28 protein-coding genes are annotated in these 23,185 nt (G+C 42.0%); 10 read left to right on the plus strand and 18 right to left on the minus strand.

Translation table 11 applies throughout. The features are described from left to right. Nucleotides 1-226 (minus strand): ubiquinol-cytochrome c reductase iron-sulfur subunit N-terminal domain-containing protein (locus ICN35_RS07615; protein WP_304608891.1); only part of this gene is annotated, 226 nt, incomplete at its 3' end. 386 nt (nucleotides 227-612) lie between these two features. Here ICN35_RS07615 and ICN35_RS07620 point away from each other — a divergent pair. Beyond that, a complete protein-coding gene (locus tag ICN35_RS07620) occupies nucleotides 613-759 on the plus strand; it encodes a hypothetical protein (RefSeq protein WP_216126061.1) in 147 nt (48 codons plus the stop codon). A 144-nt stretch (nucleotides 760-903) separates the two neighbouring features. Here the strand turns inward: ICN35_RS07620 and ICN35_RS07625 are convergent, their stop codons facing one another. Further along, on the minus strand, nucleotides 904-1,323 hold the full coding sequence (locus ICN35_RS07625; protein WP_216126064.1) for a CHRD domain-containing protein: 420 nt from the start codon (nucleotides 1,321-1,323) through the stop codon (nucleotides 904-906). Between the two features lie 147 nt (nucleotides 1,324-1,470). Here ICN35_RS07625 and senB point away from each other — a divergent pair, with 147 nt between their 5' ends. Next, entirely contained in the window at nucleotides 1,471-2,427 is a 957-nt protein-coding gene (gene senB / locus ICN35_RS07630; protein ID WP_216126066.1) for a selenoneine biosynthesis selenosugar synthase SenB, read from the plus strand. 12 nt (nucleotides 2,428-2,439) lie between these two features. On the opposite strand, the gene egtD is transcribed toward senB, so the two are convergent. The 10 genes from egtD to ICN35_RS07680 all read right to left on the minus strand — a co-directional run bounded on the left by egtD (nucleotide 2,440) and on the right by ICN35_RS07680 (nucleotide 10,836). Then, nucleotides 2,440-3,372 (minus strand): L-histidine N(alpha)-methyltransferase, encoded by a 933-nt coding sequence (gene egtD / locus ICN35_RS07635; RefSeq protein WP_370625670.1) that lies wholly within the window; start codon nucleotides 3,370-3,372, stop codon nucleotides 2,440-2,442. 29 nt (nucleotides 3,373-3,401) lie between these two features. Next, complete coding sequence (gene phnE, locus ICN35_RS07640) at nucleotides 3,402-4,196, minus strand: phosphonate ABC transporter, permease protein PhnE (RefSeq protein ID WP_216126067.1); 795 nt, start codon at nucleotides 4,194-4,196, stop codon at nucleotides 3,402-3,404. Beyond that, complete coding sequence (locus ICN35_RS07645; protein WP_216126069.1) at nucleotides 4,193-5,020, minus strand: ABC transporter permease; 828 nt, start codon at nucleotides 5,018-5,020, stop codon at nucleotides 4,193-4,195. Before ICN35_RS07645 ends, phnE begins: the two co-directional genes overlap by 4 nt. Nucleotides 5,021-5,022: 2 nt before the next feature. Next, complete coding sequence (locus tag ICN35_RS07650) at nucleotides 5,023-5,808, minus strand: ATP-binding cassette domain-containing protein (RefSeq protein ID WP_343219899.1); 786 nt, start codon at nucleotides 5,806-5,808, stop codon at nucleotides 5,023-5,025. After that, nucleotides 5,805-6,677 (minus strand): putative selenate ABC transporter substrate-binding protein, encoded by an 873-nt coding sequence (locus ICN35_RS07655; protein ID WP_216126071.1) that lies wholly within the window; start codon nucleotides 6,675-6,677, stop codon nucleotides 5,805-5,807. The genes ICN35_RS07650 and ICN35_RS07655 overlap by 4 nt, the downstream gene beginning before the upstream one ends. Nucleotides 6,678-6,716: 39 nt before the next feature. Beyond that, nucleotides 6,717-7,757, minus strand: coding sequence for a selenide, water dikinase SelD (gene selD / locus ICN35_RS07660; protein ID WP_216126073.1), 1,041 nt, complete (start codon nucleotides 7,755-7,757; stop codon nucleotides 6,717-6,719). Between the two features lie 60 nt (nucleotides 7,758-7,817). Then, complete coding sequence (locus ICN35_RS07665; protein WP_216126108.1) at nucleotides 7,818-8,969, minus strand: SUMF1/EgtB/PvdO family nonheme iron enzyme; 1,152 nt, start codon at nucleotides 8,967-8,969, stop codon at nucleotides 7,818-7,820. 32 nt (nucleotides 8,970-9,001) lie between these two features. Further along, entirely contained in the window at nucleotides 9,002-9,601 is a 600-nt protein-coding gene (locus ICN35_RS07670; RefSeq protein WP_215318865.1) for a DsbA family protein, read from the minus strand. A 42-nt stretch (nucleotides 9,602-9,643) separates the two neighbouring features. Further along, entirely contained in the window at nucleotides 9,644-10,198 is a 555-nt protein-coding gene (locus ICN35_RS07675; protein ID WP_215318864.1) for a demethoxyubiquinone hydroxylase family protein, read from the minus strand. Nucleotides 10,199-10,272: 74 nt separating this feature from the next. Beyond that, nucleotides 10,273-10,836 (minus strand): Rrf2 family transcriptional regulator, encoded by a 564-nt coding sequence (locus ICN35_RS07680; protein ID WP_216126111.1) that lies wholly within the window; start codon nucleotides 10,834-10,836, stop codon nucleotides 10,273-10,275. Between the two features lie 360 nt (nucleotides 10,837-11,196). Here ICN35_RS07680 and ICN35_RS07685 point away from each other — a divergent pair, with 360 nt between their 5' ends. From ICN35_RS07685 to ICN35_RS07695, 4 genes are all read left to right on the plus strand, one after another. After that, nucleotides 11,197-11,382 (plus strand): hypothetical protein, encoded by a 186-nt coding sequence (locus ICN35_RS07685; RefSeq protein ID WP_215330201.1) that lies wholly within the window; start codon nucleotides 11,197-11,199, stop codon nucleotides 11,380-11,382. An 18-nt stretch (nucleotides 11,383-11,400) separates the two neighbouring features. After that, nucleotides 11,401-11,724: a hypothetical protein gene (locus ICN35_RS07690; RefSeq protein ID WP_215298598.1), complete on the plus strand. Its 324-nt coding sequence runs from the start codon at nucleotides 11,401-11,403 to the stop codon at nucleotides 11,722-11,724. A gap of 14 nt (nucleotides 11,725-11,738) precedes the next feature. Next, a complete protein-coding gene (locus ICN35_RS11390; RefSeq protein WP_255535761.1) occupies nucleotides 11,739-11,867 on the plus strand; it encodes a hypothetical protein in 129 nt (42 codons plus the stop codon). 126 nt (nucleotides 11,868-11,993) lie between these two features. Then, on the plus strand, nucleotides 11,994-12,404 hold the full coding sequence (locus tag ICN35_RS07695) for a DUF4149 domain-containing protein (RefSeq protein ID WP_255535762.1): 411 nt from the start codon (nucleotides 11,994-11,996) through the stop codon (nucleotides 12,402-12,404). Nucleotides 12,405-12,454: 50 nt separating this feature from the next. Here ICN35_RS07695 and ICN35_RS07700 read toward each other — a convergent pair whose 3' ends face one another. Next, nucleotides 12,455-13,111, minus strand: coding sequence for a peroxiredoxin (locus tag ICN35_RS07700; RefSeq protein ID WP_216126114.1), 657 nt, complete (start codon nucleotides 13,109-13,111; stop codon nucleotides 12,455-12,457). A gap of 360 nt (nucleotides 13,112-13,471) precedes the next feature. Here ICN35_RS07700 and ICN35_RS07705 point away from each other — a divergent pair, with 360 nt between their 5' ends. Both ICN35_RS07705 and ICN35_RS07710 read left to right on the plus strand, forming a co-directional pair. Continuing rightward, on the plus strand, nucleotides 13,472-14,911 hold the full coding sequence (locus tag ICN35_RS07705) for a glycine betaine ABC transporter substrate-binding protein (RefSeq protein ID WP_255535763.1): 1,440 nt from the start codon (nucleotides 13,472-13,474) through the stop codon (nucleotides 14,909-14,911). A gap of 57 nt (nucleotides 14,912-14,968) precedes the next feature. Next, nucleotides 14,969-16,531, plus strand: coding sequence for a cryptochrome/deoxyribodipyrimidine photo-lyase family protein (locus tag ICN35_RS07710; protein WP_216126116.1), 1,563 nt, complete (start codon nucleotides 14,969-14,971; stop codon nucleotides 16,529-16,531). 78 nt (nucleotides 16,532-16,609) lie between these two features. Here ICN35_RS07710 and ICN35_RS07715 read toward each other — a convergent pair whose 3' ends face one another. The 3 genes from ICN35_RS07715 to ICN35_RS07725 are packed head-to-tail and all read right to left on the minus strand — an operon-like array spanning nucleotide 16,610 to nucleotide 18,545. Beyond that, nucleotides 16,610-17,863: a DASH family cryptochrome gene (locus ICN35_RS07715; protein WP_216126118.1), complete on the minus strand. Its 1,254-nt coding sequence runs from the start codon at nucleotides 17,861-17,863 to the stop codon at nucleotides 16,610-16,612. 55 nt (nucleotides 17,864-17,918) lie between these two features. Continuing rightward, nucleotides 17,919-18,305 carry a VOC family protein gene (locus ICN35_RS07720; protein ID WP_216126120.1) on the minus strand — a complete coding sequence of 129 codons (387 nt, stop codon included), beginning with the start codon at nucleotides 18,303-18,305 and terminating at the stop codon, nucleotides 17,919-17,921. Between the two features lie 39 nt (nucleotides 18,306-18,344). After that, nucleotides 18,345-18,545: a hypothetical protein gene (locus ICN35_RS07725; RefSeq protein ID WP_216126122.1), complete on the minus strand. Its 201-nt coding sequence runs from the start codon at nucleotides 18,543-18,545 to the stop codon at nucleotides 18,345-18,347. Between the two features lie 224 nt (nucleotides 18,546-18,769). On the opposite strand from ICN35_RS07725, the gene ICN35_RS07730 reads away from it, so the two are divergent. Both ICN35_RS07730 and ICN35_RS07735 read left to right on the plus strand, forming a co-directional pair. Further along, nucleotides 18,770-19,336, plus strand: coding sequence for a YceI family protein (locus ICN35_RS07730; RefSeq protein WP_216126123.1), 567 nt, complete (start codon nucleotides 18,770-18,772; stop codon nucleotides 19,334-19,336). Between the two features lie 48 nt (nucleotides 19,337-19,384). Next, on the plus strand, nucleotides 19,385-20,017 hold the full coding sequence (locus ICN35_RS07735) for a bifunctional 2-polyprenyl-6-hydroxyphenol methylase/3-demethylubiquinol 3-O-methyltransferase UbiG (protein WP_216126126.1): 633 nt from the start codon (nucleotides 19,385-19,387) through the stop codon (nucleotides 20,015-20,017). 542 nt (nucleotides 20,018-20,559) lie between these two features. Here ICN35_RS07735 and ICN35_RS07740 read toward each other — a convergent pair. Both ICN35_RS07740 and ICN35_RS07745 read right to left on the minus strand, forming a co-directional pair. Further along, nucleotides 20,560-22,146 (minus strand): autotransporter domain-containing protein, encoded by a 1,587-nt coding sequence (locus tag ICN35_RS07740; protein ID WP_216126128.1) that lies wholly within the window; start codon nucleotides 22,144-22,146, stop codon nucleotides 20,560-20,562. 187 nt (nucleotides 22,147-22,333) lie between these two features. Beyond that, nucleotides 22,334-22,981, minus strand: coding sequence for a response regulator transcription factor (locus ICN35_RS07745; protein ID WP_216126130.1), 648 nt, complete (start codon nucleotides 22,979-22,981; stop codon nucleotides 22,334-22,336). Nucleotides 22,982-23,185 lie beyond the last annotated feature (204 nt).

Consider the following 23,185-nt stretch of genomic DNA (forward strand, 5'->3'; position numbering starts at 1 on the left):
GCTTGCCGCGCCACTCAACCATGCGCATTTCATCTGGCTTCATACCTGAAATATCGATCTCAACAGCAGCTCCAGCGGCTTTAGCACGCTCGGAAGGCTCAAAACTGTCTACAAAAGGGTATAGGGCTGCGGCGGCACCTACGCCACCAACTGCCGATGTGGCGATCAACCAGTTACGGCGATCCTTGTCTTGCACATCATCATTTAAAGAATGATCCTGATTCATTAGTTTTGGCTCCGAATTTGCCTAAAAAAGAGAGAAGAAATTGACTAATAATTAAAATGCAAGGTTAGCATTCCTAGGTTTTTTTTGCAGAGCCGCACAAGAATATCGATTTTAAAAATAAAAACCTCACCTTTTAGTCTCAAAAGCAAACTACAGAAATTCAAGGGATTACGTCTCCTGATTATGGGTGTGGGTCGTTTTGTCTAGTGAAATAGCCAATCTAGAGGGCTTTTAGAGCAAAAGGGGCGGCTATTGCTTACATTTCCTAAAGCAGGATAAGCTGGAGATTATTGAGTAGTTTAAATAACATTAACATCAACAAACTAACAGTGATAACGGTAGAACATCATTCGAAGATATATGAATTTCAGACGCTAGATGAAGCTATGGAATGGGCTAAGCAGCTTGGTGAGTTTGTGACGATTAAATTTAATGATCTAGAAATTGCAGGTAAGTTCGGAGTGGATGGCATCTCTGGCGGTAAATTCTCAAACGGTGAACTCTACACATGGAAAAAACGCAGAAGACATTAGGAAACTGATTGATTTTTTATCCACAATTGAAGGCAATTAATCTATCTGTCCTAAGCGTTACTTTAAGTAACGCTCAATAAAAAACCACCCGAGGGTGGTCTTGATGATCCTTAATGAGTTAAAACAGAGTCTATCGTTCCATCCTCATGGCTTAAGCTGAGCTCTAATTTCGCCAGGCTTATTGGTAGCGCTGTGAACATTGAGATAAAGATTGCCGCTCTTCAAACTTTGGAGCTGAGCATCTGTTAATTTGGCGCCAGCGGGAGCTGACCAAACATTATCAGCAGTTTTGGTAAATGGCACTATGACGGGACCATTTTGACCCATTGCCCCTTCATGAATATGAGCCATAGTTCCTTCAACACCATTAGTGGTAATTGTTCCTGATACTGAACCATCTGGACCAACCATAATTGCACCTACTCCGGATGCGGAGGTCATGACTGGAGGTACCTCTTGAGCACCAGTCAGAGTCACTTTCATGGACTGTGCATATGCACCACAAGAAGCGATTGCAATACCTAATACCAAAGCAGCTTTAGCAAAAATTGGGTTTATTTTCATTTACATCTTCTATAGGTTTAATACCAGGTTCAGACTATCACACTAGATGGCCAAAATCATCACAATTTACATGCTTTAAACATATCTTTCCTATCTATCCTAGAATCTAAGCAATATTTAAAACTAGGCTAAGCTGGAATTGCTGAATTGAAACTACGTATCGAAATCGTCACGCCTGCACCTCCAGGCACTCTGCACGGTAACCGTATTACTGCTTTACGGTGGCATCAATTTTTGATGCGCTTAAATTATCAAAGCACCATTACAGAGCAATGGTCTGGAAAGTCATGTGATCTTCTGATTGCTCTTCATGGACTACGCAGCTATGACTCTATTAAAGCCTTTAAGAAAACTCATCCAGATCACCCTGTCGTTTTAATCATGACTGGAACGGATATCTACCGAGACCTGAAAAATTCAAAGAAAGTGGTCCAGTCAATGGAAATGACTGATGCAATTGTGGTACTTCAACCAGATGCAATTGATTCCTTGCCTAAGCAATTTCACCCTAAAGTGCGAGTGATTTACCAGTCAGTAAAAGGTATCACTAAAAAAGAGCCGCCAAAGCGTCATTTTTTAGCAAGTATCATCGGTCATTTGCGAAGTGAAAAGGATCCCTTTTGCGCAGCGCAATCTCTCAAATTATTACCGCCAGATAGCAAAATCCGACTGATGCAACTCGGCCAAGCAATGAGCCCCGACTTTAAAAAGGAGGCCATCTCTCTTGATAAAAATATTGAGCGATATCAGTGGTTAGGACAGCTCAGCCACTCTAAAACGCTTCAGTGGCTTTCTCGCTCTCATGTCATGATCATCTCCAGTGTTATGGAGGGTGGCGCACACGTAGTATCTGAAGCGATTGCCATTGGTATACCTGTGATTGCTTCAGATATTCCAGGTAACCGAGGCTTACTAGGGAACTATTATCCCGCTTACTATCCAGTAGGCGATCAAGTGGCTTTGAGCAAGCTTTTGACTAAGGCTGAGACTAATTCAGTCTTTTATCAAAAATTGTGCAAGGCGATTGCTAGGAGACAGAAAATCACCAAGCCAGAGTTAGAACAAGAGTCGATTCAAAAGCTTATAAAAAGTCTAGTGAAGTAGCTACTCAATATCCTAAGCGGTAGCATAAGCTACTAAGAAATAGTGATTTGGATCAGTCCACGAGTGCACATCCTTAAAGCCGGCGCTCTTTAAAAGAGATTCAAATTTTTCTTGAGTGTATTTGTAGCTATTTTCTGTATGGATAAGATCTCCACTATCAAAATGCTTTTCACCGCCTAGCCAAGTAACTACTTGATTGTGGGTAGATCGTAGATACATTTCAATCCGAGAAAGTTGCTCATTAAAAATAGCGTAGTGCTCCCAATACGCCAAATTAAAGTCTGTTTTAGCAAGGCGGTTGAGGTGTAAAAGCATATTTTTATTAAATGCTGCAGTAATACCAAGGGCATCGTTATAAGCCCGAGATAAAACCTCATGATTCTTCACTAGGTCAACTCCAATGAGTAAACCACCATCACCCTCACATACTTTCACAATATTTTTAAATAGGCCTAGTGCAGCATCTGGATCAAAATTTCCTATTGAGGAGCCTGGGTAGAAGAACGTTTTCTTGCGGCCCACTAAATCAGGGAATACCAATTCTTCCTGTAAATCACAGGTTTGGGCTTGCATCTGAATCTGTGGAAATTCTTTTTGTAAACCAGAGATAGCTTGCTCTAAAAATTCTTTAGAAATATCAAGCGCCTGATATTCTTTGGGCATTAAGGAATCAAATAAGGCGCTTCCTTTTTCACAGTTACCGGCACCCAGATCTAATAAAACATCACACTGACCTATCGTCAAAGCAATAGCTTCACTGCATTGCATCATGATCTGTTTTTCAGTTCGGGTTGGATAATATTCTTCTAAAAAAGTAATTGCCTCAAATAAGTGAGAGCCAATTTCATCATAGAAAAACTTGGGAGATATCGATGGCTGCTCTTGAGTAAGACCAGTAATGATTTCATCAACTAACTTTTGATTGGGGCTGCGCTCTTTACTCACTTCAATATTCCTTTTTTATATGCCAGCATTTAGCCAAGGCTATGCATTTGTACTCGACGCAGTTTATTACTAATCATATCTACGACTATGACTAATATCAGCATCGCCATGATGACTGTTGAAGCTTGTTGCTCATGCAATAAAGAGAGCTCATAGTACAAAATCTGCCCAAGACCGCCTGCACCCACAAATCCCAAAATAGTAGCCATACGTATATTCATCTCCCAGCGATAAAGACTGTATGAGAGAAGTTGAGAGTAAATCCCTGGTAAGGCTCCGTAGACAAAGGATTGGGTATTACTTGCTCCAGCTAATCGAAGCGCTTGAGTCGCTGCAGGAGGATGATTTTCCAAAGTCTCGCCAAACAAACGCCCTAGTACGCCAGTGGTGTGCAAGGCGAGCGCTAGAGTTCCTGCAAATGGCCCCAAACCCACTGCCAACACCATTAATACGGCCCAAACGAGCTCTGGTACAGAACGCAGAAAATTTAAGAAAAAACGAGTCACTACTTTTGCGCTATGACCAAACTGTCCCGCTGCCGGCAAGGCTAAAAAAAGACTAGCCACTGCTGCTAATAAAGTTGCTAAAGCAGAGATAGCCAAAGTCTGCAACACACCACCCCAAACCTTTTGCAAAAATGGAGATGAAAGATCAGGCGGAAAGAATCGCGATGTATAGATAGCAACATCACTCATTGCTTGCTTTGTAAATAGGGCTAGTGGATTTAATGAGAGATAAGCAAAGCTAGCCACAATGAAAAACGCTATTAGTACTAGCGTAATAAGACACTTTAGGCAAAATTCTCGAGCAGGATGATGGTTCATGCGAGCTGTCGACGAATGATGAGGCTAATGTAGTCTGCTAGTAAAACAAGCAACAAAAATACGATGAGAATGGTAGATACCTCCCCACCGTTGAGCATCTTCATCGATTGATCCATCAGCTGACCCAAGCCACCAGCACCGACAAAACCCATGACTACTGAGGCTCTCACCGCACATTCCCAGCGATAGATCGTGTAAGAGGCTAATTCTTGCGAGGCGCCTGGTAATAGCCCATATAAAAATGCATTGATGCGGCCACTACCCAACATCAGTAGCGCTCTAGCAGGTAGAGTATTTTCAGTCTCCAAAATTTCAGAATAGACTTTGGCAAGCATGCCGCCATAAGTGATCGCAATTGCCAGTACGCCTGCGATTGGACCTAAACCAAACACCCTAACCAACAAGAGAGCCCACACAATTTCTGGGATGCCTCTGAGCAATAACATCAGCATGCGGGCAAGGTATCTACCGAGCCGAGCGATACGATGCCCAGAGGCCGGGCCAATGCGTGAAATTGATAGACTATAGGTAATGATTAAGCCTAAAGGAACTGCCATTAGCATTGCTAGTGCAATACCTGCGGTTGCCATAGCTAAAGTCTCTACAGTGGCCTTTAGTACTGAGGCTAAAAATGATGTCTGAAGATTGGGTGGAAAAAAATGAATTAAGAAGTTAGTAAACACTTTGAGATTGCTAACTTCAAACAATGCAAATACATCAAACTGCGCTAATTGCATCATGGGCCACAAGATAGCCAATGCAATCACAGCGACTGAAAACCGTCTCAGTGCATCAGGATCTCTAACGTAAAGCGTTCTACTCATCACTATATATTTGTACTACCTTGTTTTGGTAGAACGCCACGCTCAGACTCATATAACTGTTGCAACAATTTCTCGCTTACTTCAGATGCTGGCAGATCAAAAAAGACTTCCCCATCTCGCAATCCAATAATTCTAGGGAACCATCGCAAAGCAATATCTACTGCATGTAGACTGGCTACAAAACAAGCATCTCTACTTTGCGCATCCTCTAAAAGACGCTGAATGGTTAAGTCAGAAAGAACGGGATCCATCGCTGATACTGGCTCATCTGCAAGCAATAATTGAGGCTTTTGATACAGTACCCGTGCAACACCCACCCTTTGCAGTTGACCCCCAGATAGGCGATCACATCGATCAAAGAGGCGATCTGCTAAGTCGAGTTTTTGTAAACACAACTGCGGACCTCCAATATCAACAGGGTAGATCAGAGATAAAAGAGACTTCCAGAGTGGCCACCGACCAAGGCGACCAGCCAAGACAGCGGTGATGACTCTTTGTCTTAGGGGAATTGGAGCCGCTTGATGCACTAAACCTATTTGAGAGCGCAAACGCTGTAGCTGCCCTTTTGAAATTGCCCATGGATCAACATTTAATACCGCTATTGATCCAGTACTTGGCCGTAGTGAAGTTGCTATAAGATTAAGAAAGCTGGTTTTGCCAGAGCCAGATGATCCAATAATCGCAATAGATTCTCCAGCTGAGGCGCTAATATTAATATTTCTTAGCGCCTCTTTGCCATTGCTGTGGCTAAAGCTAACATTCTTAAATGAGAATGCTATTTTTTTCACTTAATTAAACCAGCGCCGATTGCAGCTCTCTCGATTTCATCATAGTTAGATGACTTGGTCGTTATATATTTGCTAGCTCTCTGCAGATCCATTAATTCTTTTTGAGCAGGATCATTAGCGCTTAACTTTAAAAAGGCATCGCTAATTTTTTTAGTCAACGCTGCATCTAAACCACCTCGTACCGTCCAGTTATAGTCATGGTACGGTAGCGTTGTGTAAAACACTTTTACCTTTTCGGTATTGGGATTTTTAGCATCAGACAATTTATCCCAAACAGATGCATTTAAAGCACCAGCATCTGCTTTACCACCAGCGACAAAAGCAACGGTAGCATCATGGGCTCCAGAAAAAGCGATATTCTTAAAGTCTTTATCCGGATTAATGCCTGCCTTCATTAAGTAAAAACGCGGCATCAAGTGCCCTGAAGTAGATGATGGAGAACCGAAAACAAAGGTCTTCCCCTTCAAATCAGTCAAAGTCTTTACTGTGCTACCTTCAGGAATAATAAATTTACTGGTAAATTTTTCATCCTCAAGACGCTGAATGATTGGTTTGACTGCTCCGCTCGTACGAATTTTTGCCTGAATATAAGTAAATCCGCCTAGCCAAGCCATATCGACTTTATTGGTTGCTAGCGCTTCGACCACTGCTGCATAGTCTGTCACAGCAATGAACTCGACTTTCATACCAGTCTCTTTAGAAAGATATTCGCCCAAAGGGAGAAATTTTCTTTGCAGCTCGGTTGGCGATTCATCTGGGATCGCAGAGACACGCAAGACGGCTTGCGCATTTACTTGAAGGCTAAACAAACTCAAGCAGAGTGTTGCTAGAACTAAGCTAAGAGAAGTCTTTAACTGATGTAATTTCATTTTGATTGGTTGCTTTCTCGTTAATTGAAGAAGAAGAACTTACGCTACTGAAAGGCCTGAGCCCTGCACAAATTGACCTATTTTTTGAGCTTGGTTAAATCCATCCGCCCTGAGAATATCTAACACTTGCTCAGTAGCTTCTGGGCTGCAAGAAATTAATAGACCGCCGCTTGTTTGAGGATCGGATAAGAGATTTTGCTGCCACTCGCTCAAATGAGGCGCCATCGAAATTTCATGGCCATAGCCGAACCAGTTACGGGGAGATGCCCCAGTAAAGGTGCCCTCTTTAACTAATTTGACCGCTTCAGATACTACTGGAATAGAGTCCCACTGAATCTGAGCTGATAGCTTTGCACCACGGCACAGTTCCAATAGGTGTCCAGCTAGGCCAAATCCTGTCACATCCGTGAGCGCATGCACGCTATCGAGTTGAGATAGCGCTACACCAGGCTTATTCAGCTTAGTCGTTAGAGCAATCATCTCCTGGTAAGCAGCGTCAGATAGCTGCTCTTTTTTCAGTGCAGCAGAAAGGATGCCTACACCCAAAGGTTTACTTAAGATGATGCTATCGCCTGCCTTTGCGCCACTATTGCGCTTGAGTTTTTTGGGATCTACTACTCCGATAGCAACCAGTCCATAAATAGGCTCTACCGTATCAATTGAGTGACCACCAGCAATAATGATCCCAGCTTCTGCACAGACTGATTCACCACCAGCAGTAATTTGCTGAATAACCTCCAAAGGAAGGACGTTGATTGGCATACCTAATAGCGCTAAGGCGAAAAGAGGTTGCGCTCCCATGGCATATATATCTGAAATAGCATTTGTTGCTGCAATACGCCCAAACTGATAAGGATCATCCACAATCGGCATGAAGAAGTCCGTAGTCGCTACGATCGCTTGATTTTCATTGAGCTGATAAACAGCAGCGTCCTCATTGTTATCAGAACCTGCCAGGAGTGCGGCCGGTATCTGGCGAATTGGAGAAGACTTCAGGATATCGCTCAAAACACCTGGGGCAATTTTGCAGCCACAGCCCCCACCGTGAGAGAGGGAGGTAAGACGACCGTTATATGTCATATTAAAGAGCTCAATTTAAAAGTAAGAAGATGGATGGGTAAGTCTGTGAGCTTACCTAATTTATATTAAACAGGTACGAAAGCCACAAAAAAAGTCACTGCGAGAAGGTAGGTAAAAATTACGAAATTGGGGGCGGCGCAGATAGTTGGGGGTAAATGAGCTCCAACCCTTCAAAACCCGATACTTACCATCAAACCATGGGGCTGAATAATCTTGATACGGATCGGCACTAAATCCCTTAAAAGGCATAAAAGTGCTGCTGGTCCACTCCCATAGATTGGAAGGCAACCAATCAGCATGTGGTGATGCCATTAATAGGCTGAGCTCATTTTCAGTAGGCAGCCGAACACCTTTCCATAAACAGTACTGCTCAGCGTTGTGAGCAGAAATATGCCTTACAGTCGCTTTGAGATCTAACTCTAGCCACTGATCAAAAAACCGCTCAAACCAAGCATCACCCTCTTTTTTCCAATATGCAGGTTGATGCTCTATAAAACTGACTCCTGCATCACTTAAAGATTTTAAAAACTCTAAATATTCACCATTAGTCACTGCATGACTTGAGATTGAAAAACTGGGAACCAATACTGCATGCTGCCATTTTTCATTATCAAAAATAAAGCCTGTGTTTGGCGCTGATCCAAGCTGAAATTGGCTTTGAGGAATCTTGATATACCGTGGCTCAAAGCCATTCTGTTGCTCTTCAATAGAGCCAAGATTTTGTTTAAGAGGCCAGGTGTAAGCCAAAGATTGCCACATATAAGCAAATGCTTCATTGTGCATATCCTCGTGATAGAGGGCTAACTGAATAAAGTAAGCCTGCTCAGGACTCAGAGAACCAGATCTTAAGATGGTGAAAGTACGTTCCATCACCTCTGAAAAATAATTCTGCAAAATATCAAGCGATGGTAATTGAACTTGCCAGCGATCATCGTGAGAAATTACAGATGAATTGAGCAACTCATCTGCATCAGGAAAAAGAGATGGGTTAGATTGCTGCCCGTGTCGATGTACCCAAAACTCATGGAACCAAATCAGATGGCCAAATTCCCAGTGTGGAGGGTTTAATCCAGGCGATAAGTGGACTTTTTCCTGGCCAGGATCAAGCTTGTTAATAATAGTATGCGTTACATGAGCCGAGCGCTCTAAATCTTTTAAGAGATTATTTGGTGATGGCCATGGCTCATAGCCAAGATAGTCAAGCTGTATCATTTGTCATCAGATAGACATCATTATGAATGCTACTAATTAGGCAAGATCTCAAGTAGTTCTTCAAAAGTTTTATAACCCGTTATTGGCATAAAACTTCTGGGTGAAAAATTCTTCTCTCCAATGAGCATTGCAGGCAAACCCTGAAATCCATAAGTCTTGAATTCCTGCTCATCAGCCATCACGTGTTTAGTTAATTCGCCATTATCAAGTGCCTGTCTTAACTGCTGAAGATCAATACCGACTTTGTTGGCAATCTGCATCACCACATCCTCACTGCTAATATCAAGTCCATGCAAAAAGAATGCATCAAATAATGCTCTAGCTAGCTTTAGCGATAGCCCTTGAGCATTAGCAAAATAAACACACTCTTGTGCAAGCCATGTATAGGTTAAAAACTTTGGCGTTAAAAGCTCAAGATTTTCTTTTTTAACAATGGGCTCTGACTTGGCGGCCTCAAGGTTATCTATATAAGATTGTGATGGTGAGATATTGCCCTCAACAGGAGTTAATTCAAATGCCCTCCACACTATCTCCAATCTGTTTTGATATTTGGCTTGTAACTTCTCTAAAACGATAGTCTGAAAATAGCTATAGGGACATTCAAAGTCAGCCCAGATTTGAATCTGAATCATTCCTGCCCTACCTTATATAGTTAATCAATAACATCATATTCTTTAAATCTGCCTGGCTAATAAAACAGCACCGGCCGATCCTCCGCCCACTAGAGCACACCACAGTCTTAGAATCGCAGGCAGAGAATTTGAAGCCTTTAATCTTGCTTCATTTTTGTGGGCAATCTCATCGGCTTGACAACGCAATAACAACTCAAGTAATCGCTCGTGACTGCCTTGTTGCTTGAGATAGTCAATTTGCTGTTGATAGTGCTTTTCTACAAATGTCTCAACGGCATCAATCGTTGCATAAACTGCTTTTCTACCAAATAGCGCTGGGATAGCCCCCGTTAACCAGCCCGCCAATCGCCATGGGCCAAGTAAATGACTGCGGTATTTTTTCTCAAAAACCGATTCGATTAATTTTAAATGCTCAGTCTCAGTAGCACCATGATGCTGAGCAAAGTTAATGAGCTCCTGGTCTTTGCGCAATATTGCAACAGCAATAATGCCTTTGTAAATATAAACAGCACCTGTTTCACCCGCGTGATCTGAGCGTAACTCTTGCTCAAGGTATTTTGAGTAGATTACTGGATCTTGCTTAATCTCGGTATTCATCTCAAGTAGGCTCTGATATAACTCAAAATTTCATCGTAAAACTGTTGCATCTTTTTAATCAGTCTCATTTTTTGTTACTGGAGGTAATTACTAAAATCAAATATGGAGTTAGGCCCAAGCTTTTCTGCTTTTTGCAGCTCCGCTTTTGTTCTGAGTACGCACTGGGTATCCCACTTACCCTTGATTGGAACGGACTTGATTTGATATTTTTGTGCATCCCACGCCGGTAATGATTGCATAGAGATAGGCTGTGTTCTAGGATTTTTTCCTGATGGGCTAGCAGTAATTTTAGATAAGCAGTCGCGCAGGTAATTTTCAAAAGAATCCATCATTTCTTGAGCCAAGTCATTCATGGAGATTTTTCTAGATCTAGTGTGATTAACGGCAGAGAACACATCTTTGATTGTCATACTTTGCGGATCTTTCGCTAAAAAGTATCCGCCTCTTCGGCCTTTAGCTGCGCGAATGAGGCATGCTGATCTTAGCGTTGAGAGCAAGATCTCCGTTCTGCTTAATGAAAGGTGCTGACGCCTAGCGACATCAATCGCCCTTACAGGTACACCAAATCGCGAGTAGGTAGTGATATCAATCAAGGTATTGATAGTTTGTTCAAGCGATTTATTGATGTACTGCAGCATGACTATTTCCTTTAAGTAGGCGATACGGCAAGGGCAACTTAGACAACTTAAAAAGAAGTCGCCCAAAGGCGACTTAAGGACCTTGTTAAGAGGTCGGGAGACAGAATCATTCTCTACCTATTGGGGTTTTTACGTATAAAACTACTATTAAAGGGGTTTTTGCGGCTCTGCACCATAAGCAAATGAAGCGCATACTAATTAAGTATTAACCTTAATACACCCCACTAAAGGAGCCTTAAATGACACAACTCAAAAAGTTTCTGAGCAATTTGGTCCTCGTTTTAAAAGATACCCGCAAAGCCTATGCCAAGCGTCACTTGAACCATCTACTGGGTTCGTAAGCCTTTTTGGTAATCAGCAATGCGCTTAACAGTCTTTCGCTATAAGGTCTGGGATCTTCAAAATGATGATCAGGCTCAAATACCTGACTTCTACGCTGTTCGAGAATATATCGAGCAATTAGAAGGGGCATCTGTCATAGAAGATGACTATTTAGAGGTAGATGAGTCAGACCTTGATGTTTATGGAAGAATATCCAGTAATTAGATTTAAAAAGGAGTCAATATGTCAATATGTCATAAAAGCATCTCTTTAGCTTTTTTATTCGTTATAGGCGCCCCGTCTTTTGCCCAGACGATTTCTAAAGATTATCAAAAGAATTGTGCCATTGAGCAAGTGGCAGAACATAAAGGTGTCAAAGGAAAAGCTCTTACTGAAGAGGACTTCACCGCTTATTGTAGTTGCCAAGCTGAATTTATCTCTAAAAATGCATCTAACCGACAAGTTAATGAATTGGTAATGAACCCAAAAGCAAAACCTGAATGGCTAAAAGTTATAGAGTTAAAAGCAATGAAGGCTTGTATTACAGATCCTAAAATGAATACGTAGCCTTTAGGAAATGTATGGATAACTTTGGCCCTGTTATCTTGATTGAAGTAGTACTTGTCTTTGGAGGAGTTTTGCTATTTGCATGGTGGCAATTACGTGATCTCAAAAAAGAGCGAGAGAAAGATCAGAAGAAAAAAGAGTAGATTTAATAGAGAAATACTATGCAGTTCATTATTCAACCCCTCTTAATACAATGCTTTACCATTTTATTAATAGTTTTTTTATCACAACAGCGCTTCTTGTTAGCCTGTTTATCTCGAGGCTAAATCTTGTTTGAAACTACCCTCCATATATCTGCTTTATTAACTGCCTCCCTACTTTTTGGTGGCATGTTATTTTTTTCCGCGAGCTTTGCCGCTTTTTTACTTAAATCCTTACCACCAGATGAAGCACGTATATTAATACGCAAGGCCTTTCCTTCCTTTTATGTTTTTGTGATGATCGCATCACTCATTGCAGCATTACTAGCCCTAGCGAGCAGTCTATTTAGTGCCAGCATATTGGCACTCATTGCTCTATCCACCCTTCCCACTCGTCAAATATTAATGCCTGCAATTAATGCAGCTACAGATGCAAAACTAAGGCGGCTTTTTTTTGTGTTGCACGGACTATCAGTTGTCATTACCCTGATTCACATTGTCGCAGCAGGATTTGTAATTGTTGATTTAGCGGCTTATTAAAGACGCCTGCCTCGCCAAGTTAACAATACTATCGAAAACTGTATGACTCTTTACTTTCCTGAATATTTGGCGTAACGCAGATAGGGTAACTTAATGTCTAATTCGCCAAATCGAGCGCTTGCCTGCTCATCATTGAGTGCTAGTGCCACGATAACGTCTTGCCCAGGAACCCAGTTTGCTGGTGTTGCTAATGGCTTTCCATCGGTTGCCTGAATAGCATCTAAGGCTCTCAGAATTTCTGCAAAGTTACGCCCAACAGACATTGGGTAAGAAATTGTTAGGCGCACCTTCTTGTCTGGCCCAATAATAAACACAGTACGGACAGTCGCACTATGTGCAGGCGTACGACCGTCTGGTAGATAAGCATCTGCTGGCAACATATCGTAGAGTTTTGCTACCTGCAAGGAGGTGTCGTCAATAATTGGGAAGTCTGCAGGCGCCCCAGCAAAAGCAGCGATATCTTGCTTCCACTTTTGATGATCATCCACGCTATCAACCGAGACACCCATCACCTTAGTATTACGTTTAGTAAATTCGGATGCTAGTTGAGCTACTGCGCCAAACTCGGTAGTGCATACCGGCGTGAAGTCTTTTGGGTGTGAAAATAAAATAGCATAGCTATCCCCAATCCAATCATGCAAGCCTAGCTTGCCTGCAGTTGAGTCTGCTGTAAAGTCTGGTGCGATATCGTTAATTCGTAGTGACATATTTATTCTCCAAGATGGCTGACATGTAAGAGAGATAGTACGTCATAATCATAGTCCATCAGAGTTATCGTCATAAACATACAGATATTGGATCTTTTATGTAGTAGTACTCAATATTGGTGACTTACTACCCAAATAAATATCTAACTGGATATCACTTACTTTACAAAATCAAGTGATCTGCTATGTCAAAAAAGTCCTATAAAGGTATATACCAGTAGAGCAAAATAGGCCAAAGGCTTTTATGATGAGCTATTACATTTTTAACAAGGATAGTTCGGCTTGTATTTCAGTAAGCATATTTTCTCTTTTTGGATTAGGCTGAGCTTATGTTTTTGCTTAACTGTAAGCTGTTGTGTACTGGCCCAGTCCGCAGACAAAACTACCGTCGTTGGCTCAAAACGTTTTACAGAAAGCTATGTGCTTGGTGAGATGCTTAATCTTACATTACGTGATGCCGAAGTAAAAGCTGTTCATCGACAAGGTCTTGGCAATACTGCGATTGTTGTTCAAGCACTGAAAACAGGTCAGATTGATGTATATCCAGAATATACGGGTACTATTCTGCGTGAAATACTCAAGCGTCCAGAAACCCAAGCTTCAGCAAACGAGCTGAATGACTGGCTTAAGCCCATAGGACTGAAGGTGGCGATACCGCTTGGGTTTAATAACACCTACGCACTTGCTATGAGATCAGAGCAAGTAAGAGCGCTTGGTCTCAAACGAATTAGTGATATTACAAATTTATCAAATGAGCAGCAATCCACACTTCGAATTGTATTATCTCCGGAATTTAAAACAAGAAATGATGGTTGGCCTGCACTGATTCAGGCTTACGATCTAAAAATAAAACCCAAAAAAGTACTAGAGCATGGCTTAGCCTTTGATGCTCTGGTTCGTGGTGATGTCGATATTGTAGATGCCTATTCCACCGATGCAGCAATTACAAAAAATCACTTAGTCCTGCTAGAGGATGATAGGCATGCATTTCCTCGCTACGATGCAATCTTATTGATGCGCTCTGATTTTGATGAAAAACCTCTTCAACAATTAGCGGGAAAATTGAATGAAGCAACTATGGCAAAGCTCAACGAACAAGCTGAGTCGGGCATCGACTTTAGTATGGTCGCCCGTGGATTTTTAAATCAGTCTAGTAATAATCAGCAAGATTCCACAAAGCTCTCTAGATTTTTTAAGCTACTTTTTGGGCCAGATTTCCTTACCGCACTCAGAGATCATGTGCTGTTGGTAGCAATCTCCTCAATCATGGCGCTTCTCGTTGGTCTACCTCTTGGAATTGTGGCGTACCGGCGACCTCGATATGCAACATGGATTTTAGGATCTGTTGGTATCTTACAAACAATACCCTCGCTTGCATTACTAACCATTCTGATCGCCGTCTTAGATCAAATAGGTGCTGTACCGGCGGTTTTGGCTTTATTTATTTACGGCCTTCTACCCATTGTGAATGCGACCCATATTGGCTTAATAAAGGTTCCAGATAGTCTCAAAGAAGCAGCTTTAGCTCTTGGTTGTAATGAGCGGCAATTATTGCTTTCTATTGAGCTACCCTATGCAAGACCTATTATTTTAACTGGCTTAGCTTCGGCTACAGTGATAGGCGTTGGTACCTGCACTCTTGCAGCGTTAGTAGGCGCAGGTGGATTTGGTGATCGAATAGTTGCTGGGCTTGCTGTAAACGATCAAGCCTTGATGCTCTCTGGTGCTATACCTGCCGCTTGTCTAGCCCTACTTGCGCAATTTATACTGACCCCTAAACGTAAGGCCGAAAATAACTAGCGATTGATTAGTTAAATCTTCTAAGGTCATGACGAATATATTTTCAATTTATCAAGTATGAGCTATCAACTAGTTTGGTTTAAGCGTGATTTGCGCTGTGAAGATCATGCCGCTCTTACTGAGGCTGCAAAGCGGGGCCCAGTTCGCTGCATTTATATACTTGAGCCAACACTTTGGATGCAGTCAGATGTTGCCCTTCAGCACTTTGAGTTTATTCGAGAGTCCCTTCAGGATTTAGAAAACCAACTACGTTTGCACAGTGGTACTTTAGAAATCTATGAAGGTGAAGTCGTTGAAGTACTTACTAAAATTTGGCAAGCTAATCCTTTTCAAGGCTTGCATTCACATCAAGAAACTGGCAACGGTTTTACGTACTCTAGAGATAAAGAAGTTAACAAATGGTGTCAGGCTCACGGCATTCATTGGGGTGAATACCCTCAGTTTGGAGTAACCAGGGGATTAAAAAATCGTAACTTATGGCAATCTCATTGGCAAAAGCACATGGAAGCACCTTTGTGTGAACTTGGACCAATTCAATTTTGGAATGCCTCAGGTACCAGTAGACAAACACCAAACTCTAGCGCTCCTTATCTGACTCCATCTATGATGCAGACGCCTGTGCACCTAAAACATAATCCACCATCAAGGCAACGTGGAGGACGATCCATTGCACTTAAAACACTCAATAGTTTTTTAAAACAGCGAAGTATGTGGTATCGAGGTGGGATTTCATCGCCCCTATCAGCGCCAGATGCATGCTCCCGCTTATCGGTATATATGACCTATGGGTGTTTAAGTATTAAGGAGGTAGTACAAGCAACCAATGAAGAGTTGCTTCAAATGTCGCCAGATGCGAGTAGAAGGAAATCAGGCTTGACTGCTTTCATGAGTCGCTTGTACTGGCATTGCCATTTCATTCAAAAGCTTGAGAGCGAACCTGAAATCGAGTGGCGAAATATGCACCGTGGATATGATGCATTACGCGAGAATGAATTCAATGACGATTACTTCAATGCCTTAAAGGACGGTAAGACAGGTTGGCCTATGGTAGATGCCTGCGTCATCATGCTACGAGAAACGGGATGGCTGAATTTTCGAATGCGTGCGATGCTAGTCTCCGTTGCAGCCTATCCACTGTGGCTACACTGGAAACCAGTAGGAGATTGGCTAGCCACCCAATTTTTAGACTACGAACCCGGAATCCACTGGAGTCAACTACAAATGCAATCAGGCACGACCGGGATTAATACGACCCGCGTCTATAACCCGATCAAGCAAGCGCAAGACCATGATCAGAGAGGCTTTTTTGTTAGGAGATGGCTTCCTCATATGCGTCAAGTACCAGATACTTGGCTTTTTGAGCCTTGGAATATGCCTCAAGAAGTACAAAACAATATTGGCATTGAAATTGGTAGAGATATCCCCCAACCAATAGTAGATCTTGCTATCGCCACAAAAGCATCTAAGGATCGCTTGCATACCAGACGCAACTTATCAGAAGTTCGAGCTGGCAAAAAAACAGTTATCGATAAACATGCGTCTCGAGCAAAAATGACTGATCGCAATAACTCTAGAGTGAAAATTACAGAACCAAGCTCACAACTAACTCTTGAGTTTTAGTAAGACTACAGCAATCGTTCGTTTGTAAAAATCGGCTTAAATTTACTTAATATAGAATTTAAGGGTAGCGCATACAACCTAGCTCAGCCAGGTCTTTCGATATATTCCATCAGGGTCATGGTCTGAAGTTTGCTTAGCCAAATTCATTGGTCTACCCCCTCTGGGATCAGTTCCTTTGCCAGCAATATATAGCCAATTTCCCTGATTGCTATAAACATCATAGTCAACAAGCTGTGACTCAAACCAAGCAGCGCCAGCTTGCCAATCACCCTTCATATTGTAAATCCAATAACTTGCAACAATCTGACGCATACGATTTGATAGATACCCAGTTTGTAGTAACTCGCGCATACCCGCGTCAATCAATGGTTCACCAGTAGTGCCAGATATCCATTGATTGAACTTTGCTTCAATAAACGAATTATTAGATTCAGCACTAAGGCCCTTTGATCGATAGAGTTGATTGCCGTACTTAAAGTGTAGGAATCGAAAATAGTCTCGCCAAAGTAGTTCAAACCAAAGCCAATAAGTACCATCATTTGCGCCATACTGAAGCTCATACTCTGTGAGTTTTTTTGCTATAGATCTAGCAGAGCAACAACCTAATGCGAGCCATGGGGAAAATTTACTGGAATAATCCATGCCAATAAGCTGATTTCGGGTCTGCTTATAGGTATCCGGTAGGCGCCTATCAAAATACTGCTCAATATGTAAAAGCGCTCTACTTTCTCCGCCCAGAAATGACTTCATATCAAATTGCGTTTCAAGATAAGAGGCTTGATTTATAGCCTCAGTACCCATTGACAAGAGAGGGATCTTAGTCGGAGCTTCAGTAGGATTTGCAAACCTTAATTTCTGCTTTTCTACTTGCTGACGAAATTGTGTAAATACATCAGGCATTTGCTCTAATTGAAATGGCAAACTCTGAGGCTCAAGCATGCTCGATTGCCATGTGCAAATTACCTCAAACCCAATATTCTTTAACACTCTCACCTGCTCTAATTCTTCGGGTGCCTCGATTTGCTCGCAGTAAATCTGACTCACATCGAAATTGATGCGTAGGCTAGTGAATGTTTCCTTGAAATCGCCTGCCAGCTCAAATAAATCAGATCCTAAATGCCTTAGTCGTGTTCTTAAATCCTCTAAGGACTCTTGTAAAAATACTTTACGGCGATGATCAACCCGTGGAAATCCCCAGCAAGTCTCTTCTTCATATTTCTCTTCATGTATATAGATAGGGAGCAGAAAATCTACATTCTTACAAGCCAACATAAATGCGGGATTATCTTCTAAGCGGAGATCATTTCTAAAATAATAGATTGCAATAGTCATTTACTAAATTATGAATAGCTGCTCTTTGATCTAAAAACGCTTATAGCTAACTACTCTAAGCTGATTTAGGAGGTCGATGAAGTGCGCAAATCTTATTGCCAGCAGGATCTCTGAGCCAAGCAATATAAATAGTGCCAGCGACACCCTCTCGATAACCTGGATCACCCTCACAAGAAGTTCCACCATGAGCAACGCCGATGGCATGAAACGCGTCTACATCAGCGATTGATTTAGCACTAAAGCCGATTGTGCCGCCATTGGCATGAGTCGCCTCGTTACCATCGATAGGCTTGGTAATGGCAAAGACACCACCGGGGCCGCGATAAAAGTATTTGCCATGACTAAAGCTCCCAGCTTTGATACCCAGTGCTCCTAGGGCAGCATCATAGAAATTTTTTGAAACTTCTAAATCATTTGCGCCCAGCATAATGTGACTAAACATGATTCTTCCTATTGAGTTAATTAAATACAAAGATATCGCTTAAGAATCCATCTGCTCTTCGGATGGATTGATAGGTATACGCATAACCGTATTACGAATAAATTGTTTTTCGTAATGTCGATTACGTCTTGACTTTTTGGCTAATGAACATTGACCCCTGCGCTTATCAGAAACAATATCGCTCAATTGACTTAGATCGTCTAAGTCTCGTATTTGACTTGGTGAATTGCGGAGAGGCATAGCTAAAGACTGTTTATGTGATGATTTCAGGATTACGCTTGATGCAAGCGTTCATTACATGAATTAACTCATATAAAACGATTTTATGCTTACTTTTGCTTATCTTTTGAAAGCCAAATGGATGCCTCGGCTGATAAAAAGACCTCAAAGATAAGGTATTTAGGCCTCTACTTGAAAATAGCGTCTTTTTCAGCACATACTCATATCAACACCTAAAATATCCAATGAACTTTTTTTATATAAATGCCCTTCTCCTGGCCTTGGTCACTTCCTCAGCCCAAGCAGCAGAAATTTACACTACCGATTCTGAGCACACCTTTGTTAGCTTTAGCTACAAACATTTAGGTTATTCAATTCAAACCAGTCGTTTTGATAAGGTGAGTGGCACCATCACACTCAATGATCAAATGGATGGCGGCACTATAGATATTTCAATTGAGACCGGCTCTGTCAGCACAGGCTCCGATACCTTTAATAAGCTACTTAGAACCGAAGATTACTTTTATTCAGAAAAGTTTCCTGTAGCTAAATTCACTTCCGATAAGCTTACATTCAATAATCAGGCCATTACGTCAATCTCAGGTGAGTTAACTATTAAGGGCATCACTAAGCCTATTGATATTGAAGTAAGCAACTTTGCCTGTAGCCGTAACTTTATTACCTTTAAATATATGTGTGGTGCAAACGCAAGCGCGAAGTTAAGCCGCTCAGAATTTGATCTAGGAAAATATGTACCATTTGTTGGCGATGAGATAAGCTTAAGCATAGCAATCGAGGCGTCAAAAGAATAGTCTTAATTTAAGCATCAACTCTAACGGCGATATTTCTGGCAACTCACTATGTCTACATTAAAAAATCTCGCATATGAATCTGCTTTAATCTCACAAAAAACCATTGCGCATTATGATCAAAATGCCTTTTCTTATTACGAGGGCACAAAAGATCATGATGTCAGTCAAAATATTGATGCTCTATTGAGAGCAATCAAGACTGAGCCACCGTTTCATATTCTTGATTTTGGATGTGGCCCAGGAAGAGATCTTCAAACCTTTACCAAACTTGGTCATGTCGCTATTGGGCTTGAAGGTAGTCAACAAGCCGCTCAAATAGCCAGAACTAAAAGTGGTTGTGAAATCTTAGTCCAGGATTTTTTTAACTTATCTTTGCCAGATAGCACATTTGACGGTATTTTTGCTAACGCTTCACTATTTCATATTCCTAATAAGCTATTGCCTAAGGTGCTAAGTAATTTATGGGCATGCTTAAAGCCCAATGGCATTCTTTTTAGCTCAAATCCTCGTGGTAATAACGAGGAAAGTTGGTACGGAGATCGCTTTGGCTCTTATCACGATCTAGCAGCTTGGAGATCTTTTATGACCCATGCACAGTTCACTGAAATTGAACATTACTATAGGCCAAGTGGACTGCCCATTGAGCAACAGCCATGGCTAGCAAGTGTTTGGGGGAAATAATTTTTTAATCATCCCTAGTAGCTCAGAATTGGATCAACCAATGCTGAGCATGACCGACCAATCTTCACATCAAAATTCAACTAAAACTGTGCAATATTTGCCTACACACTTTCTAGCACCCCAAGCGTTACTTAAAGTAACGCTCAAATGACCAAACCTCACCTTTAGTCTCAAAAGCTAGCCTTTTGTGTGTTTTAGGGTAACTTTAGGTTCTCTGGTTATGAGAGCAGAAGCCCAAGATAGACCCATATAAACAGGGGCTCTGCGGGTGGTCAGTGTCGGTGTGTAAGCAAATGTGTAAGTAAATTCGGGGATTTAAAAGAAGTGGTCTATCGGTCTTTGGTTTTCAAAACTAAAGGATTTTTGGAGCAACCGTCTAACACCTCGTTGCTCCAAAGTACTTTTGAATGATTTGCAAGCGTTACTTAAAGTAACGCTTGTTTAACCAATGACCGCTACCGACCCAAAGCGGCCGCTCACAGGCAATAAAAAAACCCGCAAAGTACAACTTGCGGGTTCTTGATGAAGCTAGATTAGTTTTCTTACAAGCCAATTATGTAATTAAGCATGGCTGTTATACCGTTAGAAGTATTCAGTGATTGCTGGTTGTAGTAAGTACTGAGACTAACTCGTTGATTCTTTTCAATCCAATAATCGGCATTAGCACTTACAAAAGGTCTAGTCTTTTGAATGCTGGGTGCAGCCAAACTAAATGCACCTAAGTAATAAATCGAGCCACTGTAGTTACTCATACTGCTATTGAGATCTTGCTCTACTCCTGCACTGGCTCCGACGCTTACTGTTGGAGTGACATAACCCATGACCTTAGCTCCTGCGTAAGCAGTTGTCGCTGATTGGGTTACTGAGTTATACGTAATTGGGAAAGTGGCTCCCGCAGTTTCGGTATAGCTATTACGAACAACTGAAGTCGCTCTCACACCTATTAATGGAGAAGCAACCCAACTATTGCCCACTGCAAAACCATAAGCGCTTTCTAACTGAGCGCCTTGGGTGGTCATGGTGGAAGTTCCTTGACCCGATTCAGTATTAGCTAAAGTCGTGCGAGTGACATTAACGCCATTGCTACTGTAAGCTGCCGAGGCTTTGACTTGCACTCCTAAGTTAGTACCACTAGGAGCATAGACTGCAAAAAGTCCTGCTAAAGGTTGGGAGTTTTTGACGGTGTAGTTATTCGGGGTGGTGTTACTAATACCTTGATCTAAAAATACACCAGCCCTAAAGCTAGGATCAAAGCGATAGCCTAATTGAATATTGCCCGCTGTTTGACTTGTTGTTGGGCTACTGACATTGGTATAGCGACCACCAACCCCAACGCACACATTATTAGCGCCATAGACGGTGCAATCACTGTTTAAGTTCACAGCTAATGCGGTGTTTTGAGCATTCAGCAAAGAATTGAGTTGATAGCTATTGGTAGCGAGTGCACTGTAGGTATTGGGCACATCAACCATCACACCGCCGCCACCACCACCATCGTCAGCTACTCTGTAGACAAAGGCATGGGTTGCCTTATCGCCCGCAATATTGCTACCTCCCACAATCACTGAGCCATCAGCAGAGACGCCATAGGCGCGACTATAGGTTCCCCCTAAAGTGCCTAGGTCAGACATCACTCCGCCGGAGTATTTAAAGGCGTGGTATGCGCTATTGCCCGTAATATCGCTATCTCCCACAATCACTGAGCCATCAGCAGAGACGCCATAGGCGCGACTATTGGTTCCCCCTAAAGTGAGTAGGTCAGTCATCACTCCGCCGGAGTATTTAAAGGCGTGGCTTGCGCTATTGCCCGTAATATCGCTATACCCCACAATCACTGAGCCATCAGCAGAGACGCCCCTGGCGTAACTATAGGTTCCCCCTAAAGTGAGTAGGTCAGTCATCACTCCGCCAGAGTATTTAAAGGCATGTCTTGTGCGATCGCCAATAATAGTGCTATCTCCCACAATCACTGAGCCATCAGCAGAGACGCCCCTGGCGTAACTATAGGTTCCCCCTAAAGTGAGTAGGTCAGACATGGACTGCGCTATTACCCCACCCGATAAGGTGATAGAGAGAGCAGTAAAAAGACTTAGGGGGATATTGTGAAACTGTGATGGTGGTGTTTTCATGATGCCAGATTTAGATATAGCTAAGAGTTGATTAGGTGCATTAATTTTTATTCAGTAAAAGACCTAAAACAGACAAAAGTAGAGGGATCTAAGTAAATGAAACTTATGAGCTACCGAACCATACCAATTCCAGCAAACAAAAAAAATCCCTCAAAAGAGGGATAGCAGGCAAGCTAGGCTGAGGCAATTAGGCGGATCGTTTATTTGAAGCCACCTTTGATAATGCAATGAGGTCCGAAAGGTCAGATACCTCTAATTTTTGTTTTATTTGTTTTTTGTATTGCTTAATAGTTTCTAGAGATAAATTAAGGCCCACGGACATTTGTTGGTTTGTACAACCAGACACTAGATGATTAAAAACTTCACGCTCCCTTGGGGCTAGGCGATCTAGTATTTCAGTTGCAGCAGCCTTGAGCTCAGTGTGTTTGAGGTAATTGCGATGTAACTGAATCCCCCAACTAATGGCATTTAGCAGATCATCTCTACGAAACGGTTTAGCCAAAAACTCCACAGCACCTTGCTTGATACCTTGGGCAGACTCGGCTGCAGAGCATTCACCGCTAATAAAAATGATGGGTATAGAGTGCTCTAAAGCTACTAATTTTGATTGTAGCTCTATGCCAGAATAGCCTGGTAAAGCAACGTCAGACAATATTACTGCGGGGGAGAACGACGATATATTCGAGATTAAAAAGTCTTCTGCGCAAGTGAATTTGTGAACGCAGTAATTTAAATACTCGAGCGATGAGCAGATGCTGGCAGACAATGTGATGTCATCTTCAATTAAAAAAACATGCTCTTTCAGGTCACTAGATTGGGTTGACATTAATTTCATGGGAACAGGTCTAGATATTGCATGCCAACTGATTGTCAATTAATAAAGCTTGAACAAGTATCCCCCTTTTGAGGTGACCTGTCTGGTTTTATCGGACCAATCTCATCTAGAAACTCTGGCTCCCGTTATTAATTCTTTTTGCCATCCAGCGACAAACTCTGTTGGGGTTTGATAATCCAAACTTGAGTGTGGTCTGACTAAATT

It is taken from the genome of Polynucleobacter sp. es-GGE-1 (genome assembly GCF_018882005.1).
In the GTDB taxonomy this organism is placed as follows: Bacteria; Pseudomonadota; Gammaproteobacteria; order Burkholderiales; family Burkholderiaceae; genus Polynucleobacter.